Source organism: Variovorax sp. 10L426 (assembly GCF_056395305.1).
Genome location: NZ_JBFTJF010000010.1, coordinates 1 through 19,303, shown reverse-complemented (window position 1 = coordinate 19,303; position 19,303 = coordinate 1). Strand labels below are relative to the sequence as shown.

The following is a 19,303-nucleotide window of genomic DNA, read 5'->3' as shown; positions in this document are numbered from 1 at the left end:
CCTGCACAGTGATCAGCGCCGATCGGCTCCCTAGAAAGGAAGCAGCCACGGTACCAGCGCGATGCTGAGCAGCAGCGCGAGCAGAACCAGCGGCACGCCGACGCGCACGAAGTCCATGAAGCTGTAGTCGCCCGGCCCCACCACGAGCGTGTTCACCGGCGACGACACTGGCGTCATGAAAGCCGCGGAGGATGCCAACGCCACAGTCATCGCAAACGGCAGGGGCGACGCGTGCAACTCCGTGGCGATGGCAATGGCGACCGGCGCCATCAGCACCGCCGTGGCCGTGTTCGAGATGAACATGCCCAAGAGCGCAGTGACCACGAAGATGGCGGCCAGCACCATGCGCGGGCTCGCGTCGCCGACCACGCTCACCAGCGCCTGCGCTGCGAGATCGACCCCGCCAGTTCGCTGAAGCGCCAGCGAGAACGGAAGCATGCCGACGATCAGCAACAGGCTTTGCCAATAGATCGACCGGTAGGCGCTCTGGAGGTCGATGCACCCGAACAATCCCATCAACAGGCAACCGATCAGCGCGGCATGCACATTGGGCAGCAGGCCGCTCACCATCAGCGTCACGACCAGCGCCAGCGAGAACAGCGCGAAAGGCGCGCGTGTGCCGGCCGGTGCGACCTCGTCGAATTCCGTCGGCAAGCTGAAGACGACGAGGTCCATGTCCGACTGGAGCTTGCTGATCGACTTCCAGATGCCGACGACCAGCAGGGAGTCGCCGGCTTTCAGCCGCTTGGTGTGCATGTTCTCCGCGCTCTTCACGCGTCCCGAGCGGCCACGCTTCAGGCCGATCACGGTGACGTCGTGCAGCGAGCGCATGCGCGTCTCGGACACCGTTTTCCCCTCCAGGTTCGATCCCGGCGGAATCAGCACTTCAGCCATGCCGATGGATTGCGAGTGTTCGGAGAAATAGGCGCCAGCGAGCGGCACCCTCTCCAGGCCGAATCTGCGCGTCAGTTCGTCCACGTCGACCGCGGGGTTCGACACGTCGACGAACAGCACGTCGCCTGTCTCGATGCGCGTACCCGGGGGCAGCAGGCGGGTGATGAAGCGGTCACGGCGCTCGATCGCCAGCACATTCACGCCCAGTACGTCCTCGAGCCCGACCTCGTCGACCATTCGGCCCGCAGCCGGGGAGTTCGGTGCGATGCGCAGGCGGTGCTCGCGGCCGGCCAACGCGTATTCCTCGATCCAGTGTCCGAGCCCGGTTCGCCGGCTTGATGCCGCAACCTCCGGCGTTGTCACTTTGAGCAGCCTGCGCGTGAGCAGCATGTAGGCAATGGCCAGCACGAGCAGCGGTACGCCGAAGGGTGTGAAGCTGAAGAAACTGAAGCCCTTGAACCCCTCGCGCACCAGCTCGCCATGGATCACAAGATTCGGCGTGGTCGCCACCAGTGTCATGGTGCCGCTCACCAGCGCCGCGACACTGAGCGGCATCATCAGCCGCCGCGGCGAGATCCTGGTGTTGCGCGCGATGCGAATCACGATGGGTACGAAGATCGCGACCACTGCCGTTGAACTCATGATGGCGCCGACGCCGGCGACGACGACCATCAACAGCACGATCAGCCGAGTCTCATCGGGGCCCGCGCGCACCACGAGGATGTCACCCAGCCGCTGCGCCACACCGGTGCGCACCAGGCCTTGGCCGATCACGAACAGCATCGCGATCAGTACCACGTTGGGGTCCGAAAAGCCGGCGAGGACTTCCGTCATGCTCACTACGCCGGTGAAGGGCAGGGCGGCCATCATGATCAGCGCGACGACGTCCGTGCGTGGACGATTGATCGCGAACATCGCGACCGCGCTGGCGAGAAGGATGAGAACGATGCCGAGTTGGACGGTCATGAGTGCGGGCTCAGGCCCGGTCTGGGGACGGCTGGCGCCTCACCCGGGCGCCGTGTCGCCGCGAATCGTACCGTCCTTCGGGAGGATCTGAAAGCGCTTGCGGAGGCCGCACCCGGCCTCGTCTTGGGCTTCGTCCTACTGGGGCATCACGCGCGCGCCGTCGCCGTTGCCTTGGATGTAGACGCGCTGACCCACGCGCAAGCCCGGCGTGACGGGTTGCGTCACCTCGACCAGCACGCCGCTGTTGGTGCGCACGAAGATCTGCTGGCCCTCGAGCGGGCGGTCGTACCTGCGCGCAACCTCGGCGCCTGCCACCGTGCCGCCGATGGCGCCCACCACCATGGCGACATCGCGTCCCGTGCCGCCGCCGATCAGGCTGCCGATACCCACGCCCGTGAGGCCGCCGAGCACCGCGCCGACACCCGTGTGTTGCGACGTCTGGATCTGTGTCGGCGTGATCTGCTCGATCACACCCTGGCGAATGGCCATGGTGTCGGTTTGCGAGCCGGGCGCCGCGCACGCGGCGAGGACGAGGGTCATCGCAAATGCTGCGATGCGAGAGAGAAGTCGGGATGTCATTGGAATATCTCCTTCCACAAGAATGAAAAAAGATGATGGCATCCGTCGCGCAATGGGCAATTGAACCAACGTGCAACAGCCGTTGCACCTTGGGGCAGTGCGCTTCGATCAGCGATTGCATCGCACATCCTTCGTCGACTTGACAAAGATTTGGGGCGCACTGATGCTGAGTCTGACCTGTCGAGCGGCGCACCTGCCGGTGCGCGCACAGGCAACAACAATCCGCAGGTCGTACGCGACCATCGAGAGGAGACTCATGGCAACAGAACAAAAGATGTCCCGCCTGCAGCTCACCGCGATGGTGGTGGGCGGGATGGTGGGGGCGGGGATCTTCTCCTTGCCGCGGACCTTTGCGAATGCCACCGGGCCTTTCGGCGCGGTCATAGCGTGGCTCATAGCGGGCACCGGCATGTACATGCTGGCGCGGGTCTTCCAGTCACTCGCCGAGCGCAAGCCCCACCTCGATGCCGGCGTTTTTGCGTACGCGAAAGAAGGCTTTGGCGACTACCCGGGTTTTCTGTCGGCCTTCGGCTACTGGATCGGCAGCTGTATAGGCAACGTCTCCTACTGGGTGCTGATCAAGTCCACTCTCGGCGCCTTCTTCCCCGTCTTCGGTGATGGAAACACAGTCGTCGCCATCGTCGTCGCCTCGGTGGGCATCTGGCTCTTCCACTTCATGATCCTGCGCGGGGTTCAGCAAGCCGCCTTCATCAACACCATCGTGACGGTTGCCAAGGTGATTCCGATTGTGGTCTTCATCGTGATCCTGATCTTCGCCTTCAAGATGGATCTGTTTCGTTTCAATTTCTATGGCGCAGGCTTGGAAGGGGGCATCTTCGAGCAGGTACGCGCGACCATGCTGGTGACCGTGTTCGTCTTCCTGGGCATCGAAGGCGCCAGCGTCTATTCGCGCTACGCGAAGGAGCGTTCGGACGTGGGCGCGGCGACGATCACCGGCTTCATCGTCGTCACCACGCTCATGGTGCTGGTGACGCTGCTCCCCTACGCCGTATTGGAGCGACCCGACGTAGCCGGCATGCGCCAACCCTCGATGGCCACCGTGCTCGAAGCCGTGGTCGGACCCTGGGGCGCGGTGTTCGTGAGCGTTGGGCTGCTGGTCTCGGTGCTGGGCGCCTACCTTGCCTGGTCGTTGATCTGCGCCGAAGTGCTCTTCGCCGCGGCAAAGACCAAGGACATGCCGAAAGCCTTCGCCACGGAGAACAAGAACAAGGTTCCGGTGGTGGCCCTGTGGGCGACCAACATCATCGTGCAGCTGATCGTCATCACCACCTACTGGTCGCGCGATGCCTTCTCGCTGATGCTGAACCTGACCAGCGCAATGGCCTTGATCCCCTTCCTGCTGGTTGCCGCCTACGGTCTGCAGCTCACAAAACGCGGAGAAAGCTACGAGGTACGACCCCATGAGCGCACGCGCGACCTCGTCATTGCGGCCGTCGCGACAGCCTATACGGCTTTCCTGCTCTACGCCGGCGGCATGAAGTTCATCGTCCTGTCCGCGGTCCTCTACGCACCCGGCACGGCGCTTTACTTCTGGTGCCGACGCGAGCAGAACCTTCCGGTATTCACCAAGGCGTCGGACTGGATCATCTTCATCCTCGCCGTCATCGGCGCCGTCGTCGGCATCTATTGGCTCGCGACGGGCTACATCACCATCTAGCCGGCGCGCTGGATACAACCACTGGAGATCATCATGGCGAAAGCAAGTGCAGCAAGTGCAAACGTGAAAGAGACCGCGTTCGGTGTGCATTCGGAAGTTGGCCAGTTGCGAAAGGTGATGGTCTGCGCGCCCGGCCTGGCGCACTCCCGCCTGACCCCGAGCAACTGCGACGAACTCCTCTTCGACGATGTCCTGTGGGTCGAGAACGCCAAGCGCGATCACTTCGACTTCGTCACCAAGATGCGCGACCGCGGCGTCGAAGTGCTCGAGATGCACAACCTGCTGGCCGAGACGGTGGCCGTGCCCGAAGGCAAGAAATGGATCCTGGACAATCAGGTCGTGCCCAACCAGGTCGGCCTGGGCTTCGTCGACGAGCTGCGCAGCTACCTCGAAGGCCTGGACAACCGCCAGCTTGCCGAAACCCTCATCGGAGGTCTCTCCACCCACGACTTCCCCGAAGCCCACGGCGGCGAGGCGCTCAAGGTCGCCAAGGAAGCCGCAGGCGCCACCGAATACCTCTTGCCGCCGTTGCCCAACACGCTCTACACGCGCGACACCACCTGCTGGATCTACGGCGGCGTCACGCTCAACCCGCTGTATTGGCCCGCGCGCCATGAGGAAACCATCCTCACCACCTCCATCTACAAGTTCCACCCCGACTTCGCTGGAAAGGTCAACGTGTGGTGGGGCGACCCGACCCAGGACCATGGACTGGCGACGCTCGAAGGCGGGGACGTCATGCCCATCGGCAAGGGGGTCGTGCTCATCGGCATGAGCGAGCGCACGTCGCGCCAGGCCATCAGCCAGCTTGCGGCCACGCTGTTCAAGAAGGGCGCGGCCGAGCGCGTCATCGTCGCGGCCATGCCCAAGATTCGCGCGGCGATGCACCTGGACACCGTCTTCACCTTCGCCGACCGCGACTGTGTGCTGTTGGCGCCGGACTTCATGAACAAGACCAGCACCTTCTCCTACCACCCGAGCAGCCACCCGAGCGGGGTCGAACTGCGCAAGGAGAACAAGTCCTTCGTGGACGTCGTGGCCCAGGCGCTGGGGCTGAAGAAGCTGCGCGTGGTGGAGGCCGGCGGCAGCGACTACCAGCGCGAGCGCACCCAGTGGGACAGCGGCGCGAACCTGGTGTGCGCTTCGCCGGGCGTGGTCTATGCGTATGACCGCAACACCTACACCAACACGCTGCTCCGCAAGGAGGGCATCGAGGTGATCACCATCGTCGGCGCCGAGCTCGGCCGCGGCCGTGGTGGCGGCCACTGCATGACCTGCCCCATCAGCCGCGATCCCGTGGATTACTGATCCCCAGGACGACGCGCTGAACCGGCATGACCACCCCGAAGGACCAGCAACTTTCGCTCGGCGCGCTCATCGCCCTCGTGGTCGGCTCGATGATCGGGTCGGGCATCTTTGCCCTGCCGTCAGCGTTCGGTCGATCGACGGGTGTCGCCGGTGCGCTGATTGCGTGGTCGATTGCCGGCGCCGGGATGCTCATGCTGGCATTCGTCTTCCAGACCTTGTCGCGTCGCCGGCCCGATCTCGACGCCGGCATCTATGCCTATGCGAAGGCCGGGTTCGGCAACTACCTCGGCTTCGCTTCCGCGGTCGGCTACTGGATCGGATGCTGTCTCGCCGACACCGCTTGCCTGATTCTCATCAAGGCGACGCTCGGCCAGTTCTTTCCGGTCTTCGGCGATGGAACGACCGTCGTCGCGATCGTCTCGGCAACCATCCTGCTGTGGGCAGTGCACTTCCTGGTCCTGCGCGGCGTCAAGTCGGCCGCGGCACTGAACACCATCGCGACCGTCGCCAAGATCGTGCCGATCGTCGTCTTCATCGTGGTCGCCATCGTCGGATTCAGGGCGGACATCTTTGCGTGGAATTTCTGGGGCGGCGAAGAGCGCAGCTTGTCGAGCGTTGCCAATCAGGCGCGCAGCACCATGCTGGTCACGGTCTTCGTGTTCGTCGGCATCGAAGGGGCGAGCGTCTACTCGCGCTATGCGAAGCGGCGCGAGGACGTGGGCCTTGCCACGGTGCTGGGATTCCTGGGCGTGCTGTGCCTGCTCATCCTCGTCACCATCCTTTCGTACGGCGTGCTGCTGCGCCCGGATCTCGCCGCACTCCCCACCCCGGCGATGGCGGGCGTGATGGCGGCGCTGGTCGGGCCGTGGGGGCTGGTCTTCATCAGCATCGGCCTGCTCATCTCGATACTCGGCAACTACCTGGCCTGGTCGCTGCTTGCCGCGGAAGTTCTCCATTCCGCGGCCAAGAACCAGACAATGCCTGCCTTCCTAGCGCGGGAAAACAAGAACCAGGTTCCTGCTGCCGCGCTGTGGCTGTCGAATATCGTCATCCAGATTTTCTTGCTCATCACCTGGTTCGCCGAATACGCATTCACACTCGCGCTGAAGATGACGAGCTCGATGACGCTGATTCCCTATCTGCTCGTCGCTGCGTATGGATTGAAGCTCGCCTGGACCGGCGAAACCTACGCCGGCGACGGCCGGGGCCGCACTGGCGACTGGGTCCGCGGCGCGATCGCGACCATCTATGCGGCCGGAATGATCTACGCCGGCGGGATGAAATTCCTCCTGCTCTCGGCAGTGCTCTACGCGCCCGGGACCCTCCTTTATTTCGTCGCACGGCGCGAGCAGAAGGAGCGAATCTTCACGCCGCCCGAGTGGGTCTTCTTCGTGGTGGTGGCGCTGGCTGCGGTTGCGGCTGTTGTTGCGCTCAATTCCGGCGCGATCGCGGTCTAGATGCGTGCAGCCACCTTCCTTGACATGGAGAAAGTCGTATGACCCGTTACCTCTACATAGCGCTGATCGTGATCTTTGCCGGCATCGTTGTGCTCTTCAAAGTGCAGAACATGGACTCGGTGACGGTCTCGCTGTTTTCGATGAGCGTCACGTTGCCGACCTCTGTCATGGTCCTGCTGGTCTACGTCCTCGGCATGTTCACCGGAGGCTTCGTCCTCGGGCTCTTGCGGACATGGACAAACAAGGCTACATCCCGTTCGTACTAGTTTTTCAATCTCAACAACATCAAGAGGAAATGAAATGAGCAATTTCTGGGACCTGATTCAACTCCTGCTGTCGACCTTCGTCCTCATCGTCTACCTCCTCATCCTGTTTCAGATCATCGGGGACCTGTTCCGCGACTCGGAACTGGGCGGCGGATTCAAGGTGTTGTGGATCGTCGGGCTCATCTTCATCCCGGGCCTGACGGCGATCATCTACATCATCGCGCGCGGCCGGGGCATGGCGGAAAGACAACGGGCCAGCCTGCAGCGCGCCAAGTCCGACACCGACGCCTACATCCGCCAGGTGGCCGGCAAGTCGCCCGCGGAACAGATCACGGAGGCCAAGGCACTTCTCGACGCGGGAACCATCAGCCAGGAAGAGTTCGCGCGGCTCAAGGCCAAGGCGCTGTCCTGATGCTGATTCGTCAGAGGTAGTCTTCGGGGACTAGCGGCTGCAGCAGCAGCCGCTGCAAGGCGTTCAGGACCGAGATGCCCGGCTCATGGTCGAGGGCCTGGTCGTCGTCCTCGTCGGGCGGCACCCACGCCAGCATGCCTCCTTCAGGTGCCTGGCGGATGCGATAGGCCTCCGACTTCATGGCCTCCACGATGCGCAGCGCCTGTTTCGCCAGCGCCGGGCTGTCGATGGCCACGCCAAGCTCCGTGTTCTTGCGCGCCGAACGGGGGTCGAGATTCAATGATCCGAGCAGTACCACCTCTTCGTCGATGACCGCCAGCTTGGCGTGGAGGCGCCCTTTCGACGAGCCGCCGATGCCGAAGATCGACTTGCTGTCTGGCTTGGTGGTCGCACTGACTTCGTAGAGGTCGACGCCCGCCTTGACGATGCCTGGCCGGTAGCGGGCATAGCCGAAGTAGACGAGGGTCGAATCGTTGGCAGGCAGCGAATTGGTCACCAGCGTCACGTGGACCCCTTTGTGTTGGAGACTCTGCAAGACCGCCATGCCTCGTTTGCCCGGCACCAGATACGGCGAACTCACCACGAGTTCCGAGCGTGCGCCGAGCATCTGGCTCACCGCGCCGGACATGAGGCTGGTGTTCTCGACATCGTCGGGCGTCTGCAGCCGTTTCGAGGGACGATCCGCCACCGCATAGGCCAGTCCCGGAACCAACGTCAGCCGCTGGGCCCGGAGTTCCTTGCTGACCGGCTCCAGGCCGAGGATGTCCTTGTCTGGAAGATCGATCTCGATGCGCGCCGCGCTGGCCGGGAGCAGTTCCCGCAGGCGCGCGTCGCGCACGCCGGCCGGCGGGCGAGGGCCTGAGAAGTACGCGGCGGGAAAGGACTCCTCGCTGTTCCAGTAGCGATCGAAGAGAACCCCCAGTTGCGGCACCACGCGCCCCGCCGCGATGGCGTCGAGGTCGATGAAGTTGGCGACCAGGTTGCGGGCAAAGTATTCGTCCGCGATGTTGCGGCCGCCGACGATCGCGAGCGCACCGTCGGCGATCAGCAGCTTGTTGTGCATCCGGTGATCGAGCCGTGGCAGGTCTCCCAGCGACGTCGCAATTCGGCCTGAAAGGCTGGAGCGAGCGCAACAGAAGGGATTGAACAGGCGGATTTCCAGGTTCGGAACGTCTGCAAGCGCCTCGATGAGGGGTTCGGCGCCTGTGGTGCTCAGGTCGTCGAGCAACAGTCGCACGCGCACGCCGCGCTCGGCCGCGTCCCGCAGGGCGCCGAACATCGCGCGCCCGGTCTCGTCGTTCTGCATGATGTAGTACTGCACATCCAGCGTCCGTGTCGCACGTTCGATGAGCGCAAGCCGCGCGTCCAGTGCGTAGGAGCCCAGGGGCAGCAACCGGAAGCCCGATTGGGCGTCGACCGGAAGCTGCGAGGCGGCGAGCTGCGCGAGTGGGCTTTCCGCCGGGGACGCCTGAAGGCTGTGCGACTCCGGTCGCTGCACGTCGACGGGAAGCGAGCCGCAAGCGCTCAGCGCCAGAGCCAAAAACGCGATCCACAAAAAGCGCAGTGCCATATCTGCGAGCCTAACTGTTGTCGGGCCAATATCCCTTCGCGAGTTGAAGATGGCCGTTCCGGGCCAAGATAGCGGGATGGTCCCGTTTTCCATCCTCGATCTTTCCCCTATTACCGAAGGCAGCGACGCCGCGCAGTCGTTCCGCAATTCGCTCAGCCTTGCGCGGCACGGCGAAAAGCTGGGCTACCGCCGCTACTGGCTGGCGGAACACCACGGCATGCCGGGCATCGCGAGCGCGGCGACGGCGGTGCTGCTGGCCCACATTGGCGCGGGCACTTCGACCATCAGGATCGGCGCGGGCGGTGTGATGCTGCCCAACCACTCGCCGCTCGTCATCGCCGAGCAGTTCGGCACGCTGGAGTCGCTCTACCCCGGCCGCATCGACCTCGGGCTCGGCCGCGCGCCGGGGTCGGACCAGCGCACCGCACAGGCGCTGCGGCGCGATCTCCAGTCTGACGCAGACCAGTTTCCGCAGGACGTCATCGAGCTGATGGACTTCATGTCGAAGGAGCCCCGCCAAGCGGTGCGTGCCGTGCCCGGCATGGGGCTTGAAGTGCCGGTGTGGATTCTGGGATCGAGCACCTTCGGCGCGCAGCTGGCCGCGCACCTGGGCCTTCCCTATGCCTTCGCTTCGCATTTCGCGCCGCAGCAGCTGATGCAGGCGATCCGGATCTATCGCGAGACCTTCAAGCCCTCCGCACAGCTGGCCAAGCCCTGCGTGATGCTGGGCTTCAATGTCTTCGCGGCCGAGACGGATGAAGAGGCCGCGTTCCGCGCGACATCGTGGCAGCAGGCTTTCGTGAACCTGCGCAGCGGGCGTCCGGGGCGCTTGCCGCCACCGGTCGCGGGCTATCGCGAGCGCGTGGGCCCGGCGGAAAACGCCCTGCTCGATTCGGTGTTGTCGTGCTCTGCCGTGGGTTCGCGCGATACGGTCCGCGCGCGGCTGCAGGCCTTCGTTGATCAAACCGGCGCGGACGAACTCATGATCACCTCGCAGGTCTTCGATCATGAGGCGCGGCTGCGGTCGTACGAGATCGCGGCCGAATTGCGTGAAGAGATCGCCGCGGCTCGCTGAGCGCCCGTCAGCTCAGAGCAGACCCTTGCTTCGCAGCGGGCTTGCGTGCCGGCGCGACGGCACGCGGCGCGCGCGGGCGAACAGCCTTGGCCGCCACTTTCTTGGCTGGCGCTTTGGCCGTCGCGCGTTTCTTGGCCGCCGGCCTGGGTTTGGCAGTTGCTCTTGCCGGCTTCGGTTCGGAGGCCTTCAAGGCCTTCGCTGCCTCCGCCGGAGCCGGGGTGATGCCCTCGCGCTGCTGGATCAGCGACAGCAGCTTCTTGTGCTCCGCCACGACATAGTCCCCCAGCTCCGCGATGTCCGGCACCGCCCTGCGGCATGCCGTGAGTCCGAATTCGAGCGATCCGTTGTAGCTCTGCACGGTCATGTTCAGCGCCAGCCCGTGGCCCGGGATCGATACCGGAAAGTAGGTCGCGAGCTTGGCCCCGGCGAAGTAGAGCGGGAACGAGGGACCCGGCACATTGGAGATCGCCACGTTCGCCATCGGCGGCAGCTTGTCGGCGAGACCCGAGCGGCCGTAGAGCGACGCGAACCCCGACACCAGCGACGGCATGCCCAGCGAAGGAAAGTCCATCGGTATCGCGGCCTTGACGTTGCCTGTGAGCTTCTTGCCTTCGCTCGACGATTCGTGAATGGCCGCCAGCCTTTCGAGCGGGTCCGAGATATCGGTGGCCAGGCTGACAAGCATGGTCGACACCTGGTTGTTGAGGTCGGTATTGCCTTCACTGCGCAACGACACCGGCACCGCCGCGATGAGCGGCTTGGAAGGCTTGCAACCGTAGTCCGCCAGATAGCGCCTGAGCGCGCCGGCGCAGATCGCCAGGACGATGTCGTTCAGGCTGGTGTTCGTGGCCTTGGACATCTGCTTGATCTCGGCCATCGGCACGGAGCGTCCGGCGAATGAGCGCTGGTTGGTGATCGACACGTTCAGCGGCGTCTTGGGTGCGGTCTTCACACCTTTGGGCAACTCAAAACTGCGTTGACCGGTGGTTTCGGAAACAGGCATCAGCACGCTCGAGATGGCCTTCGCGGTCGTCGGGATCGACTGAATCAGCTTGATGTACTGCTCCACGCTGTTGCTGATCGCGGCGCTGGCGAGTTCGGCCATGCCGAGTTGCGACGAATCGCGGCGGCGCGTGGCGCGCGGCGCCTTCACGACCGATGGCGTTTCTGAAATGTCGAACAGTGCCTTGGCCACCGCGACGCCGGCCTGGCCGTCGATTGCGGCGTGATGCATCTTGGTGTAGAGCGCCACCTGGCCCGTCTGCAGGCCTTCGATGATGTGGATTTCCCAGAGCGGGCGGCTGCGGTCGAGCAGCGACGAATGCAGGCGGCCGACCAGTCTTTCAAGCTGCGCCATCGTGCCGGGTCTGGGCATGATCACGTGGTGGATGTGATGGTCGAGATCCACGTCGTCGTCGTCCACCCAGACCGGGTTGGCAAGGTCGAAGGGCATCATCGTCAGCTTGCGCACGAACACCGATGCCAGGTGCAGCCGGCCGCTCAGGTACTTCTTCGCGTCCTCGGCAAAGTCGCCTTCATAGCCCGCAGGCAGGTCGAGCAACTGCAGGCTGCCCACGTGCATCGGTGATTCGGGTGTTTCCAGATGCAGGAACGATGCGTCCATGCCGCTGAGGTGAATCATGACGTGCTCCTTGCAGGCGCTGCCTCGCGCTTGCGTTCTTCCTCGTCGACCAGATCCTTCTTGGACAGCTTGCCCACCGCCGTCTTGGGCAGTTCGCTCCGGATCTCCATCGCGCCCACCATCTCGTGCTTGCCCAGCCGGTCCTTGAGGAACAGCTTGAGCTCGTCCAGTGTGAACCCCGATGCGCCTTCTTTCAACTTGATGAAGGCCTTGGGTGACTGGCCACGGTATTCGTCGGGGATGCCGATCACGCACACCTCGGCGATGTCCGGGTGCTCGTACATCGCCTCCTCGATCACGCGCGGATAGACGTTGTAGCCGCCGCACAGCAGCATGTCCTTGGTGCGGTCGACGATGTAGAAGAAGCCGTCGGCGTCCATCTTCGCCACGTCGCCGCTCTTGAAGTAGCCGTCGGGCGTCATCGACGCGGCGGTGGCGGCCTCGTTGTTCCAGTAGCCCTTCATGACGTTGGGGCCCTTGATGCACAACTCGCCCGGTTCGCCGATGGCGACCTCTTTCGACGGATCGTCCAGGCTCATCAGCTTGAAGTGGATGCCCGGCAGCGGCATGCCGCAGGAGCCGGCCTTGCGCATGCCGCGCGCGGGCGTGAAGGTGCCGGTCGGCGAGGTCTCAGTCATGCCCCAGCCCTCGTTGAGGTGGCAGCCGGTGAGTTCGAAGAAGCGTTGCTCCACTTCGACCGGCAAAGGCGCTCCGCCGGAGCCGCAGAACTTGAGCGAACGCAGGTCGGTCTCGCGCGCCTTCGGGTGGTTGATGATCGCCGTGAACATCGTCGGCACGCCGGGAAACACGGTGATCTTCTTGGCCGCAAGGTCGTGCATCACCGCATCGAGATCGAAGCGCGTGTGGAGCACCAGCAGCGCGCCCAGCCGGATGCCGAGCATCATGTTCACGCTGAGCGCATAGATGTGGAACAGCGGCAGAACGGCCAGGACGCGTTCCACGCCATGGTCCAGGATCGGCGGATCGCCGCCGGTCGATTCGAGGTATTGCGCACAGGCCGACGACAGGTTGGCGTGCGTCAGCATCGCGCCCTTCGGCAGCCCGGTCGTGCCGCCGGTGTACTGCAGCACCACGATCTCGTCATCGACCGAGCGCACGACGTGTGGCTGGTAGCGGCCATCGTTGTCCAGGAGCTGCGCGAACGACATGTGCCGATCGTCCGTCGGCACCGCCGCCAGTTGGCCCGCGCCCTGCAAATGCGCCCGCACCGCGTCGCGCGCGGCGCCATAGTCCGTGAGGCTGCCGACGATGAGCTTCTTCAGCCGCGAATTGCCGATCAGGCGCGCCATCTGCGGATAGAGCGTGACGAGGTCCAGCGTCACGAGAAAGTCGGTTCGGCTGTCCTCGATCTTGTGGGCCAGCACACGCTCGGCATCCAGTGGCGAATAGTTCACCACCGTGCCGCCGGCCTTCAGGATCGCGAAGAAGGCGATGGGATAGTGCGGCGTATTCGGCAGGTACAGCCCGACGTGAACGCCCGGCTTGACGCCCAGCGCCTGCAGGCCTTTGGCCGCGTGATCCACGGCCTCGCCGAATTCGCGATAGCTGATGACCTGGCCCATGAATTCGATGGCAGGCCGGTCGGGCCATTGGGTCACAGCCTCGTCGAGGATCTGCTGCAGCGGTCGGGTGGGGAGTTCGGCATCCCAGCGCATGCCGCTCGGATAGCACTTCGTCCAGGGCGTGGCGCTGGAGGGGGAAGAAACCATGTTTGTCTCCGGTTGGGCAGTCCATTGTGGGAGCCGGCCAGCCGCCCGCGCGCCTCCGCTTCTCGGTGATTTCCCGGATGCGGGCACCGGCTTGCGGGTGCTGGGACAATCCGTGCCCTATGGAAAAGCAGCGCATCGTGGTGGGCCTGAGCGGCGGAGTCGATTCCGCGGTCACGGCGCACCTGCTGAAAGAGCAAGGCCACGAAGTGGTCGGCATCTTCATGAAGAACTGGGAAGACGACGACGACAGCGAATACTGCTCGTCGAACATTGACTTCGTCGACGCGGCCAGCGTGGCCGACGTGCTGGGCATCGAGATCGAGCACGTCAACTTCGCGGCCGACTACAAGGATCGCGTCTTCGCCGAATTCCTGCGCGAATACCAGGCCGGCCGCACGCCAAACCCCGACGTGCTGTGCAACGCCGAAATCAAGTTCAAGGCCTTCCTCGACCACGCGATGCGCCTGGGCGCGGAGAAGATCGCCACCGGGCACTACGCCCGCGTGCGGCTCAACGAGGCCACCGGGCGGCATGAGCTTCTCAAGGGGCTCGATCCGGCCAAGGACCAGAGCTACTTCCTCCATCGCCTGAACCAGCAGCAGTTGTCGAAGACGCTGTTTCCGGTTGGCGAACTGCGCAAGACCGAAGTGCGGCGCATCGCCGACGAGATCGGCCTGCCCAACGCGAAGAAGAAGGACTCGACCGGCATCTGCTTCATCGGCGAGCGGCCGTTTCGCGAGTTCCTCAATCGCTACATCTCGAAGGAGCCCGGACCGATCCGCGACGAACGTGGCCGACGCATCGGCGAGCACCAGGGCTTGAGCTTCTACACGCTGGGGCAGCGGCAGGGACTGGGGATCGGCGGCATCAAGGAAAAAGGCGCAGTGCGGGGCGCGGGCGAGCATGCACCGTGGTTCGTGGCTCGCAAGGACGTCGAGAGCAATACGTTGTGGGTGGTGCAGGGGCATGACCATCCGTGGTTGCTGTCGCCGGCGCTGGAGGCTGACGATGCCAGTTGGGTTGCGGGTGATGCGCCTTCGAGCGGGGCTTATGCGGCGAAGGCTCGCTACCGACAGGCCGATGCCGGTTGCCGGCTGGGTGATGGCGCCAATGGGGCATTCCGGCTGGACTTTGCTGAACCCCAGTGGGCGGTGACGCCGGGGCAGTCAGCGGTGCTCTACGACGGCGACGTCTGCCTGGGTGGCGGCGTGATCGCGAGAGCTGGATAGGGAAGGCCGTTCCTCGGCGTCTCACGAAATCGCGGGTTGAACTGATTCGTCAATGTGGATCAGTTCGAGCGGATAGCGCTTGCCCGCGAGATAGTCTTCCACGCATTGCAGCAGCAACGGGCTGCGATGACGCCCCTTGCTGGCGCGGATTTCCTCTGCCGTCATCCACAGGGTGCGCACGATGCCTTCATCGAGCGCGCGCTCCGGCTCAAATGCACCCAACGTTCCGGCGAAGGCGAAGCGCATGTAGGTGATGTCCTCTTCGCGCACCGTGCGGGCCATGTAGATGCCGATGAGCGCGGTCGGCGTGAAGTGGTGCGCGGTTTCTTCCAGCGTCTCGCGCACGCAGCCTTCGGCCGGCGATTCGCCGGGGTCGAGATGGCCGGCCGGCGTGTTGAGCATGAGCCCGTCGGTCGTGTCTTCCTCGACCAGCAGAAACCGTCCGTCCTGCTCGATCACCGCCGCAACCGTGACGTTGGGCTTCCAGCGAATTGCCATGTTCGTTACTCCTCAACAGATGTCGGTGCCAACGCCTCGATCTCGGCGGTCGTGGGCTTCGGCAGCACCAGCGTGACAGTGCAGCCTGCACCGGCGGCGCTGTCGATCTCCACCGTTCCGCCGTGGCGCTGCGTCACGGTTCGCACCAGCAGCAGCCCGAGGCCGACGCCATGAACTTCCGGGTGTCCTTCATGGTGCAAGCGGTGGAAGGGCTGGAACAGCTGAGACTGTAGCTCGACCGCAATGCCTGGCCCGTGGTCCTTGAACGCTACGCGCCAATGCCGTTCCTCCTCGTCGACGCTGCTTTCGAGGTCGGCGCCCTGCGGCGAATATTTGAGCGCGTTGCCCAGCACATTGGTCAACGCGCGAGTCAGCAGGTTTCGGTCCGCAATGCAAAGCGCTTCTTCGAGCCTGGTGACGACCAGTACGCGTACCTGCAGACGCCGCGCGCGCGCCCAGGCGTTGTCGATTGTCTGCTGCAGCAGGTCGATCAAGTCGAGCACTTCGGGGTGAAACGGTTCGGCCTCCGCGCGAGCAAGGTTCACGAAGCCATCAGCCAGTTCGAGGCCGGTTTGCGCCTGGCGCTCGATGCTCGCCAGCAGCGAAGCATCCGTGAACGCATCGGGCCGCTCGCGCGCCAGTTCGAGGATGGTAAGGATCGCCGCGCTCGGCTCGCGCGCGTCGTGCGAGATGAAGCGCAGCGCCTCGTCGCGCTGGCTTTGCGCGCGCCGCATCTCCGAGATGTCGACCAGCGCGATCATCCAACCGGCATGCGCGTTGTCCGCGTTGAAGAACGGAACGCAGCGCAACAGCGGTGCGCGACCCTGAGAATCCACGCCCTCGCCCGCGATGGGCTGCAGGTCGCCGAGCAATGCGCCCCTGGGGACCATCGGCGCGCCGGTCGTGCGTCGGCGGATGTCGGCCATCAGGTCGTGCGCATCCTGGCCCATCGTTTCCACGAGGCTTCGCTGCCAGTAGCGCAGTGCCGCGACATTGGCGAGCACCACGCGGCCTTCGGTGTCGAGCGTCATCGTTGCGTCGGGCAGTTGATCGAGGCCGTCGCGCACGAAGCGGTGCATGTCACGCATGTGATTGATCGCAGCCCGCGTCGCATCGATCTGGCGGTCGAGAAAATCGCCCGCCGATCGCGGCGCCGGCAGCAGAGCGCTGCGGCCGACCTCCCGCGTCAGTTCCTCGGTTCCTTTGCGCAGATAGCCGAAGGCTGCCGAAAGACGCATCAGGCTCCACAGCGGGTACAGCAGCAGCAACCCGAAGACGCCGGCGGCCGGGGCGAACAACACGCTGATCGAGGGGCGCCCAAGATGAATGGCGAGCTGGAGCAAGAGCATGGCACCGATCAGCCCGATCACGCCAAGCGGCCGCAGCCACAGGACGCCCAGCAGCGCCACCGCCAGAGGGACGAGATTGAAGAGCAGGTCCTGCCAAGGCTTGGCGACGGCGACGTGTCGCCCGGAAATCAGGGTCTGCAGCACGTTGGCATAGATCTCGACGCCGGACATGAGTCCCGGTACGTCGGGCGACGCGTTGGCATGGAGGTCGCCCAGCCCCGGCGCCGTCGCGCCGATCAGCACATAGCGATCGCGAAACAGGTCGGAGGGCACCTTGCCCTGCAACACGTCGATGTGGGAGACGGTCTTGAAGCGGTCGGGGCCACGCTTGAAGACGATGGTCTCCGGGTCGCCGCGCAGCCAGGTTTGCGGCGCGGCGCTGGCTTCGAGCGACGTGGGCGGCGTGTGGCGACCCTCGGCCGCGTCGCGCAGCGCCAGGACGAAATGCGGTCGCATGCGTCCCGCGAAGCCCTCGTGCAGATAGACGCTGCGAGCGATGCCGTCCCCGTCGAGCGCGAGGCGCGTATGGCCGATGCCGTCGGCAGCTTCAGCCAGTGCGGGCGCGGGGAGGAGTTCCTGTACGTTCTGCGGGCCCAGCGTACGGACTCTGATCGGCAGGACGACGCAGCCGCTGTCGACCATGGCGTCCGCCAGTGCCGCGTCGTCTTCCGGATGATCGAGGTCGGGTTCCATCACGGGCAGGTTCAGGCCGATGCATCGGGGCGACTGCGCGGCAATGCGGCTCAGCAGTTCGGCGTGGAGCGAGCGTCGCCAGGGCCAGCGGCCGATCGCGGCGAGGCTTTTTTCGTCGATCGCGACGATGACGATGTCTTGCGACGGCGGCGAAGCCAGCGCCGCACGGGCGCTGTCCTGCAAGACCCGGTCGATGCGCGGCATGGGCTTGGTGAGACTGAGCACGGTGACCAGCGAGAGCAGGCCCGTGGCAAGCAACAACCAGAATCCCCTCTGCTGGATCCAGCGCTTCATTTCTCTGTGGAATAGAGCGGGCGAAGCACGTTGTCGTCGATGGATTCGAGCCTGTAGCCCAATCTGTACACGGCCGACAGCAGGAAGCCGTTCGATGGCACCAGGTTGAGCTTCACCCGAAGGCGCGACACATGCGTGTCGAGCGAACGCGAGGGCGACTCGTTGCCCACGCCCCATACAGCCTCGCGCAAATGCTCGCGCGACAGCAGGCGGCCCATGTTCTGGAACAGGAAGAAGGCCAGTTCGTACTCGCGGTAGCTGAGTTCGACGAGTTCGCCCTTGATGCCGAGCGTGCGGGTAGCGTGGGTGAAGCGGTAATCGCCAAAGACCAGGTCCGCTTCGTGCTGGGCGGGGTAGGAGCGGCGCAGGAGCGCCTGGACGCGCGCTTGCAATTCTGCGACCCGGATCGGCTTGACCATGAAGTCGTCCGCGCCGGCGGCCAGTCCTTCGACCATGTCCTGCTCTTCGCGACGATTTGTCACGAAGAGAATCGGAATCCGGCTCTTGAGCTCCTCGCGGATCCTGCGGACGATGCAGGGCCCTTCGACGTCCGGCAGGCTCCAGTCGAGGATCAACAGGTCGTATGTCTGTTGGCGGAGATCCCGTAACAATGTCTTGCCTTCGTAAAAGGCGTGGCATTCGTGCCCGGCGTCCACCATCGTGTGCCGGATGAGGTCGAGCTGGCTCGCCTCATCGTCGAGCGCTGCAATTCGCATGGTCCATTCCCTGTATCTCGTTATGGCCCACGCTGGAATCTGCGTCACGGTCGTGGGCGGCTTGAGTGTACATATTGATGTAATACGGGCGTTACCACGCGGCCGTCGGACATCGACCTTGCGTGTGCTGAATCTGCTATTGATTTGGTAGCGCTACGTGTAGAGCTGACGTGTCGCGGCTCGTTGCCGGCGGCGCCTGGGGGACAACTTGAAGGGCTTTTCTTCATGTAAGCTCTGGCGCCAATTCAAAGCTACCCCGAGGAGACCTCCATGCTGATAGGCGTGCCGGCCGAAACTGCGCCAGGCGAGACAAGAGTGGCCGTGACTGCGGAGACCGCGAAGAAGCTGGTTGCGCAGGGCCACACCGTGCGAGTGCAATCGGGCGCGGGCATTGCGGCCAGCCTCACCGATGGCGCCTACGAGGCCGCTGGTGCGCAGATCACCGATGTCGCGGGGGCCTTCGGCTGCGAGATCGTGCTGAAGGTGCGCAGTCCTGACGATGGCGAGACGGCGCTGATGAAGCCGGGCACGGTCCTCGTGGGCATGCTCAATCCCTTCGATGTGCCGGGGCTGCAGCGCCTGGCCACAGCCGGCCTGACCGCCTTCGCGCTGGAGGCTGCTCCGCGCACCACCCGCGCCCAGAGCATGGATGTGCTCTCCTCCCAGGCCAACATCGCCGGCTACAAGGCCGTCATGATGGCCGCGGACAAGTACCAGCGCTTCTTCCCGATGCTGATGACCGCGGCCGGCACCGTGAAGGCGGCGCGCGTCGTGATCCTGGGCGTGGGCGTCGCGGGGTTGCAGGCGATTGCCACCGCCAAGCGCCTGGGCGCCGTCATCGAGGCTTCCGATGTACGTCCCAGCGTCAAGGAACAGATCGAGTCCCTGGGCGGCAAGTTCATCGACGTGCCCTACGAGACCGCCGAGGAGAAGGAAGCCGCCGAAGG

The 19,303-nt window shown here is 64.6% G+C and carries 16 protein-coding genes; 8 read left to right on the top strand and 8 right to left on the bottom strand.

Annotated elements, in window-relative coordinates; all coding sequences use genetic code 11:
- Nucleotides 1-30: 30 nt before the first annotated feature.
- Together AC1DHL_RS15755 and AC1DHL_RS15750 are read right to left on the bottom strand one after the other, a co-directional pair.
- The gene (locus AC1DHL_RS15755) at nt 31-1,860 is read right to left on the bottom strand and encodes an SLC13 family permease (RefSeq protein WP_478162556.1); all 1,830 of its coding nucleotides are present in this window, start codon (nt 1,858-1,860) and stop codon (nt 31-33) included.
- A 135-nt stretch (nt 1,861-1,995) separates the two neighbouring features.
- Nucleotides 1,996-2,439: an outer membrane lipoprotein gene (locus tag AC1DHL_RS15750; protein ID WP_478162555.1), complete on the bottom strand. Its 444-nt coding sequence runs from the start codon at nt 2,437-2,439 to the stop codon at nt 1,996-1,998.
- A gap of 256 nt (nt 2,440-2,695) precedes the next feature.
- Here AC1DHL_RS15750 and AC1DHL_RS15745 point away from each other — a divergent pair, with 256 nt between their 5' ends.
- The 5 genes from AC1DHL_RS15745 to AC1DHL_RS15725 are packed head-to-tail and all read left to right on the top strand — an operon-like array spanning nt 2,696 to nt 7,560.
- Nucleotides 2,696-4,117, top strand: a complete 1,422-nt coding sequence (locus AC1DHL_RS15745; protein ID WP_478162554.1) for a basic amino acid/polyamine antiporter — start codon at nt 2,696-2,698, stop codon at nt 4,115-4,117.
- A gap of 33 nt (nt 4,118-4,150) precedes the next feature.
- Nucleotides 4,151-5,425, top strand: coding sequence for an arginine deiminase (arcA, locus tag AC1DHL_RS15740; protein ID WP_478162553.1), 1,275 nt, complete (start codon nt 4,151-4,153; stop codon nt 5,423-5,425).
- Nucleotides 5,426-5,451: 26 nt separating this feature from the next.
- Complete coding sequence (locus AC1DHL_RS15735; RefSeq protein ID WP_478162552.1) at nt 5,452-6,882, top strand: basic amino acid/polyamine antiporter; 1,431 nt, start codon at nt 5,452-5,454, stop codon at nt 6,880-6,882.
- Between the two features lie 38 nt (nt 6,883-6,920).
- On the top strand, nt 6,921-7,148 hold the full coding sequence (locus AC1DHL_RS15730) for a LapA family protein (RefSeq protein ID WP_478162551.1): 228 nt from the start codon (nt 6,921-6,923) through the stop codon (nt 7,146-7,148).
- A gap of 34 nt (nt 7,149-7,182) precedes the next feature.
- Complete coding sequence (locus AC1DHL_RS15725) at nt 7,183-7,560, top strand: SHOCT domain-containing protein (RefSeq protein ID WP_478099997.1); 378 nt, start codon at nt 7,183-7,185, stop codon at nt 7,558-7,560.
- A gap of 10 nt (nt 7,561-7,570) precedes the next feature.
- Here AC1DHL_RS15725 and AC1DHL_RS15720 read toward each other — a convergent pair whose 3' ends face one another.
- On the bottom strand, nt 7,571-9,130 hold the full coding sequence (locus AC1DHL_RS15720; protein WP_478162550.1) for a phospholipase D family protein: 1,560 nt from the start codon (nt 9,128-9,130) through the stop codon (nt 7,571-7,573).
- Between the two features lie 76 nt (nt 9,131-9,206).
- Here AC1DHL_RS15720 and AC1DHL_RS15715 point away from each other — a divergent pair, with 76 nt between their 5' ends.
- A complete protein-coding gene (locus AC1DHL_RS15715) occupies nt 9,207-10,205 on the top strand; it encodes an LLM class flavin-dependent oxidoreductase (protein WP_478100001.1) in 999 nt (332 codons plus the stop codon).
- A 7-nt stretch (nt 10,206-10,212) separates the two neighbouring features.
- Here AC1DHL_RS15715 and AC1DHL_RS15710 read toward each other — a convergent pair whose 3' ends face one another.
- Together AC1DHL_RS15710 and AC1DHL_RS15705 are read right to left on the bottom strand one after the other, a co-directional pair.
- Nucleotides 10,213-11,847, bottom strand: coding sequence for a WS/DGAT/MGAT family O-acyltransferase (locus AC1DHL_RS15710; RefSeq protein ID WP_478100003.1), 1,635 nt, complete (start codon nt 11,845-11,847; stop codon nt 10,213-10,215).
- The gene (locus AC1DHL_RS15705; RefSeq protein WP_478100005.1) at nt 11,844-13,577 is read right to left on the bottom strand and encodes a long-chain-fatty-acid--CoA ligase; all 1,734 of its coding nucleotides are present in this window, start codon (nt 13,575-13,577) and stop codon (nt 11,844-11,846) included. The genes AC1DHL_RS15710 and AC1DHL_RS15705 overlap by 4 nt, the downstream gene beginning before the upstream one ends.
- A 119-nt stretch (nt 13,578-13,696) precedes the next feature.
- On the opposite strand from AC1DHL_RS15705, the gene mnmA reads away from it, so the two are divergent.
- Entirely contained in the window at nt 13,697-14,806 is a 1,110-nt protein-coding gene (gene mnmA / locus AC1DHL_RS15700; RefSeq protein ID WP_478162549.1) for a tRNA 2-thiouridine(34) synthase MnmA, read from the top strand.
- 21 nt (nt 14,807-14,827) lie between these two features.
- Here mnmA and AC1DHL_RS15695 read toward each other — a convergent pair whose 3' ends face one another.
- Genes AC1DHL_RS15695 through AC1DHL_RS15685 form a run of 3 tightly spaced genes read right to left on the bottom strand, consistent with a single transcriptional unit; the run spans nt 14,828 to nt 18,356 of the window.
- On the bottom strand, nt 14,828-15,304 hold the full coding sequence (locus tag AC1DHL_RS15695; protein WP_478100008.1) for an NUDIX hydrolase: 477 nt from the start codon (nt 15,302-15,304) through the stop codon (nt 14,828-14,830).
- Nucleotides 15,305-15,309: 5 nt separating this feature from the next.
- Nucleotides 15,310-17,640, bottom strand: coding sequence for a CHASE2 domain-containing protein (locus AC1DHL_RS15690; protein ID WP_478162548.1), 2,331 nt, complete (start codon nt 17,638-17,640; stop codon nt 15,310-15,312).
- Nucleotides 17,637-18,356, bottom strand: a complete 720-nt coding sequence (locus AC1DHL_RS15685; RefSeq protein ID WP_478162547.1) for a response regulator transcription factor — start codon at nt 18,354-18,356, stop codon at nt 17,637-17,639. Before AC1DHL_RS15685 ends, AC1DHL_RS15690 begins: the two co-directional genes overlap by 4 nt.
- Before the next feature lie 270 nt (nt 18,357-18,626).
- Here AC1DHL_RS15685 and AC1DHL_RS15680 point away from each other — a divergent pair.
- The coding region (locus AC1DHL_RS15680; RefSeq protein WP_478162546.1) for a Rossmann-fold NAD(P)-binding domain-containing protein at nt 18,627-19,303 on the top strand (677 nt) is incomplete at its 3' end.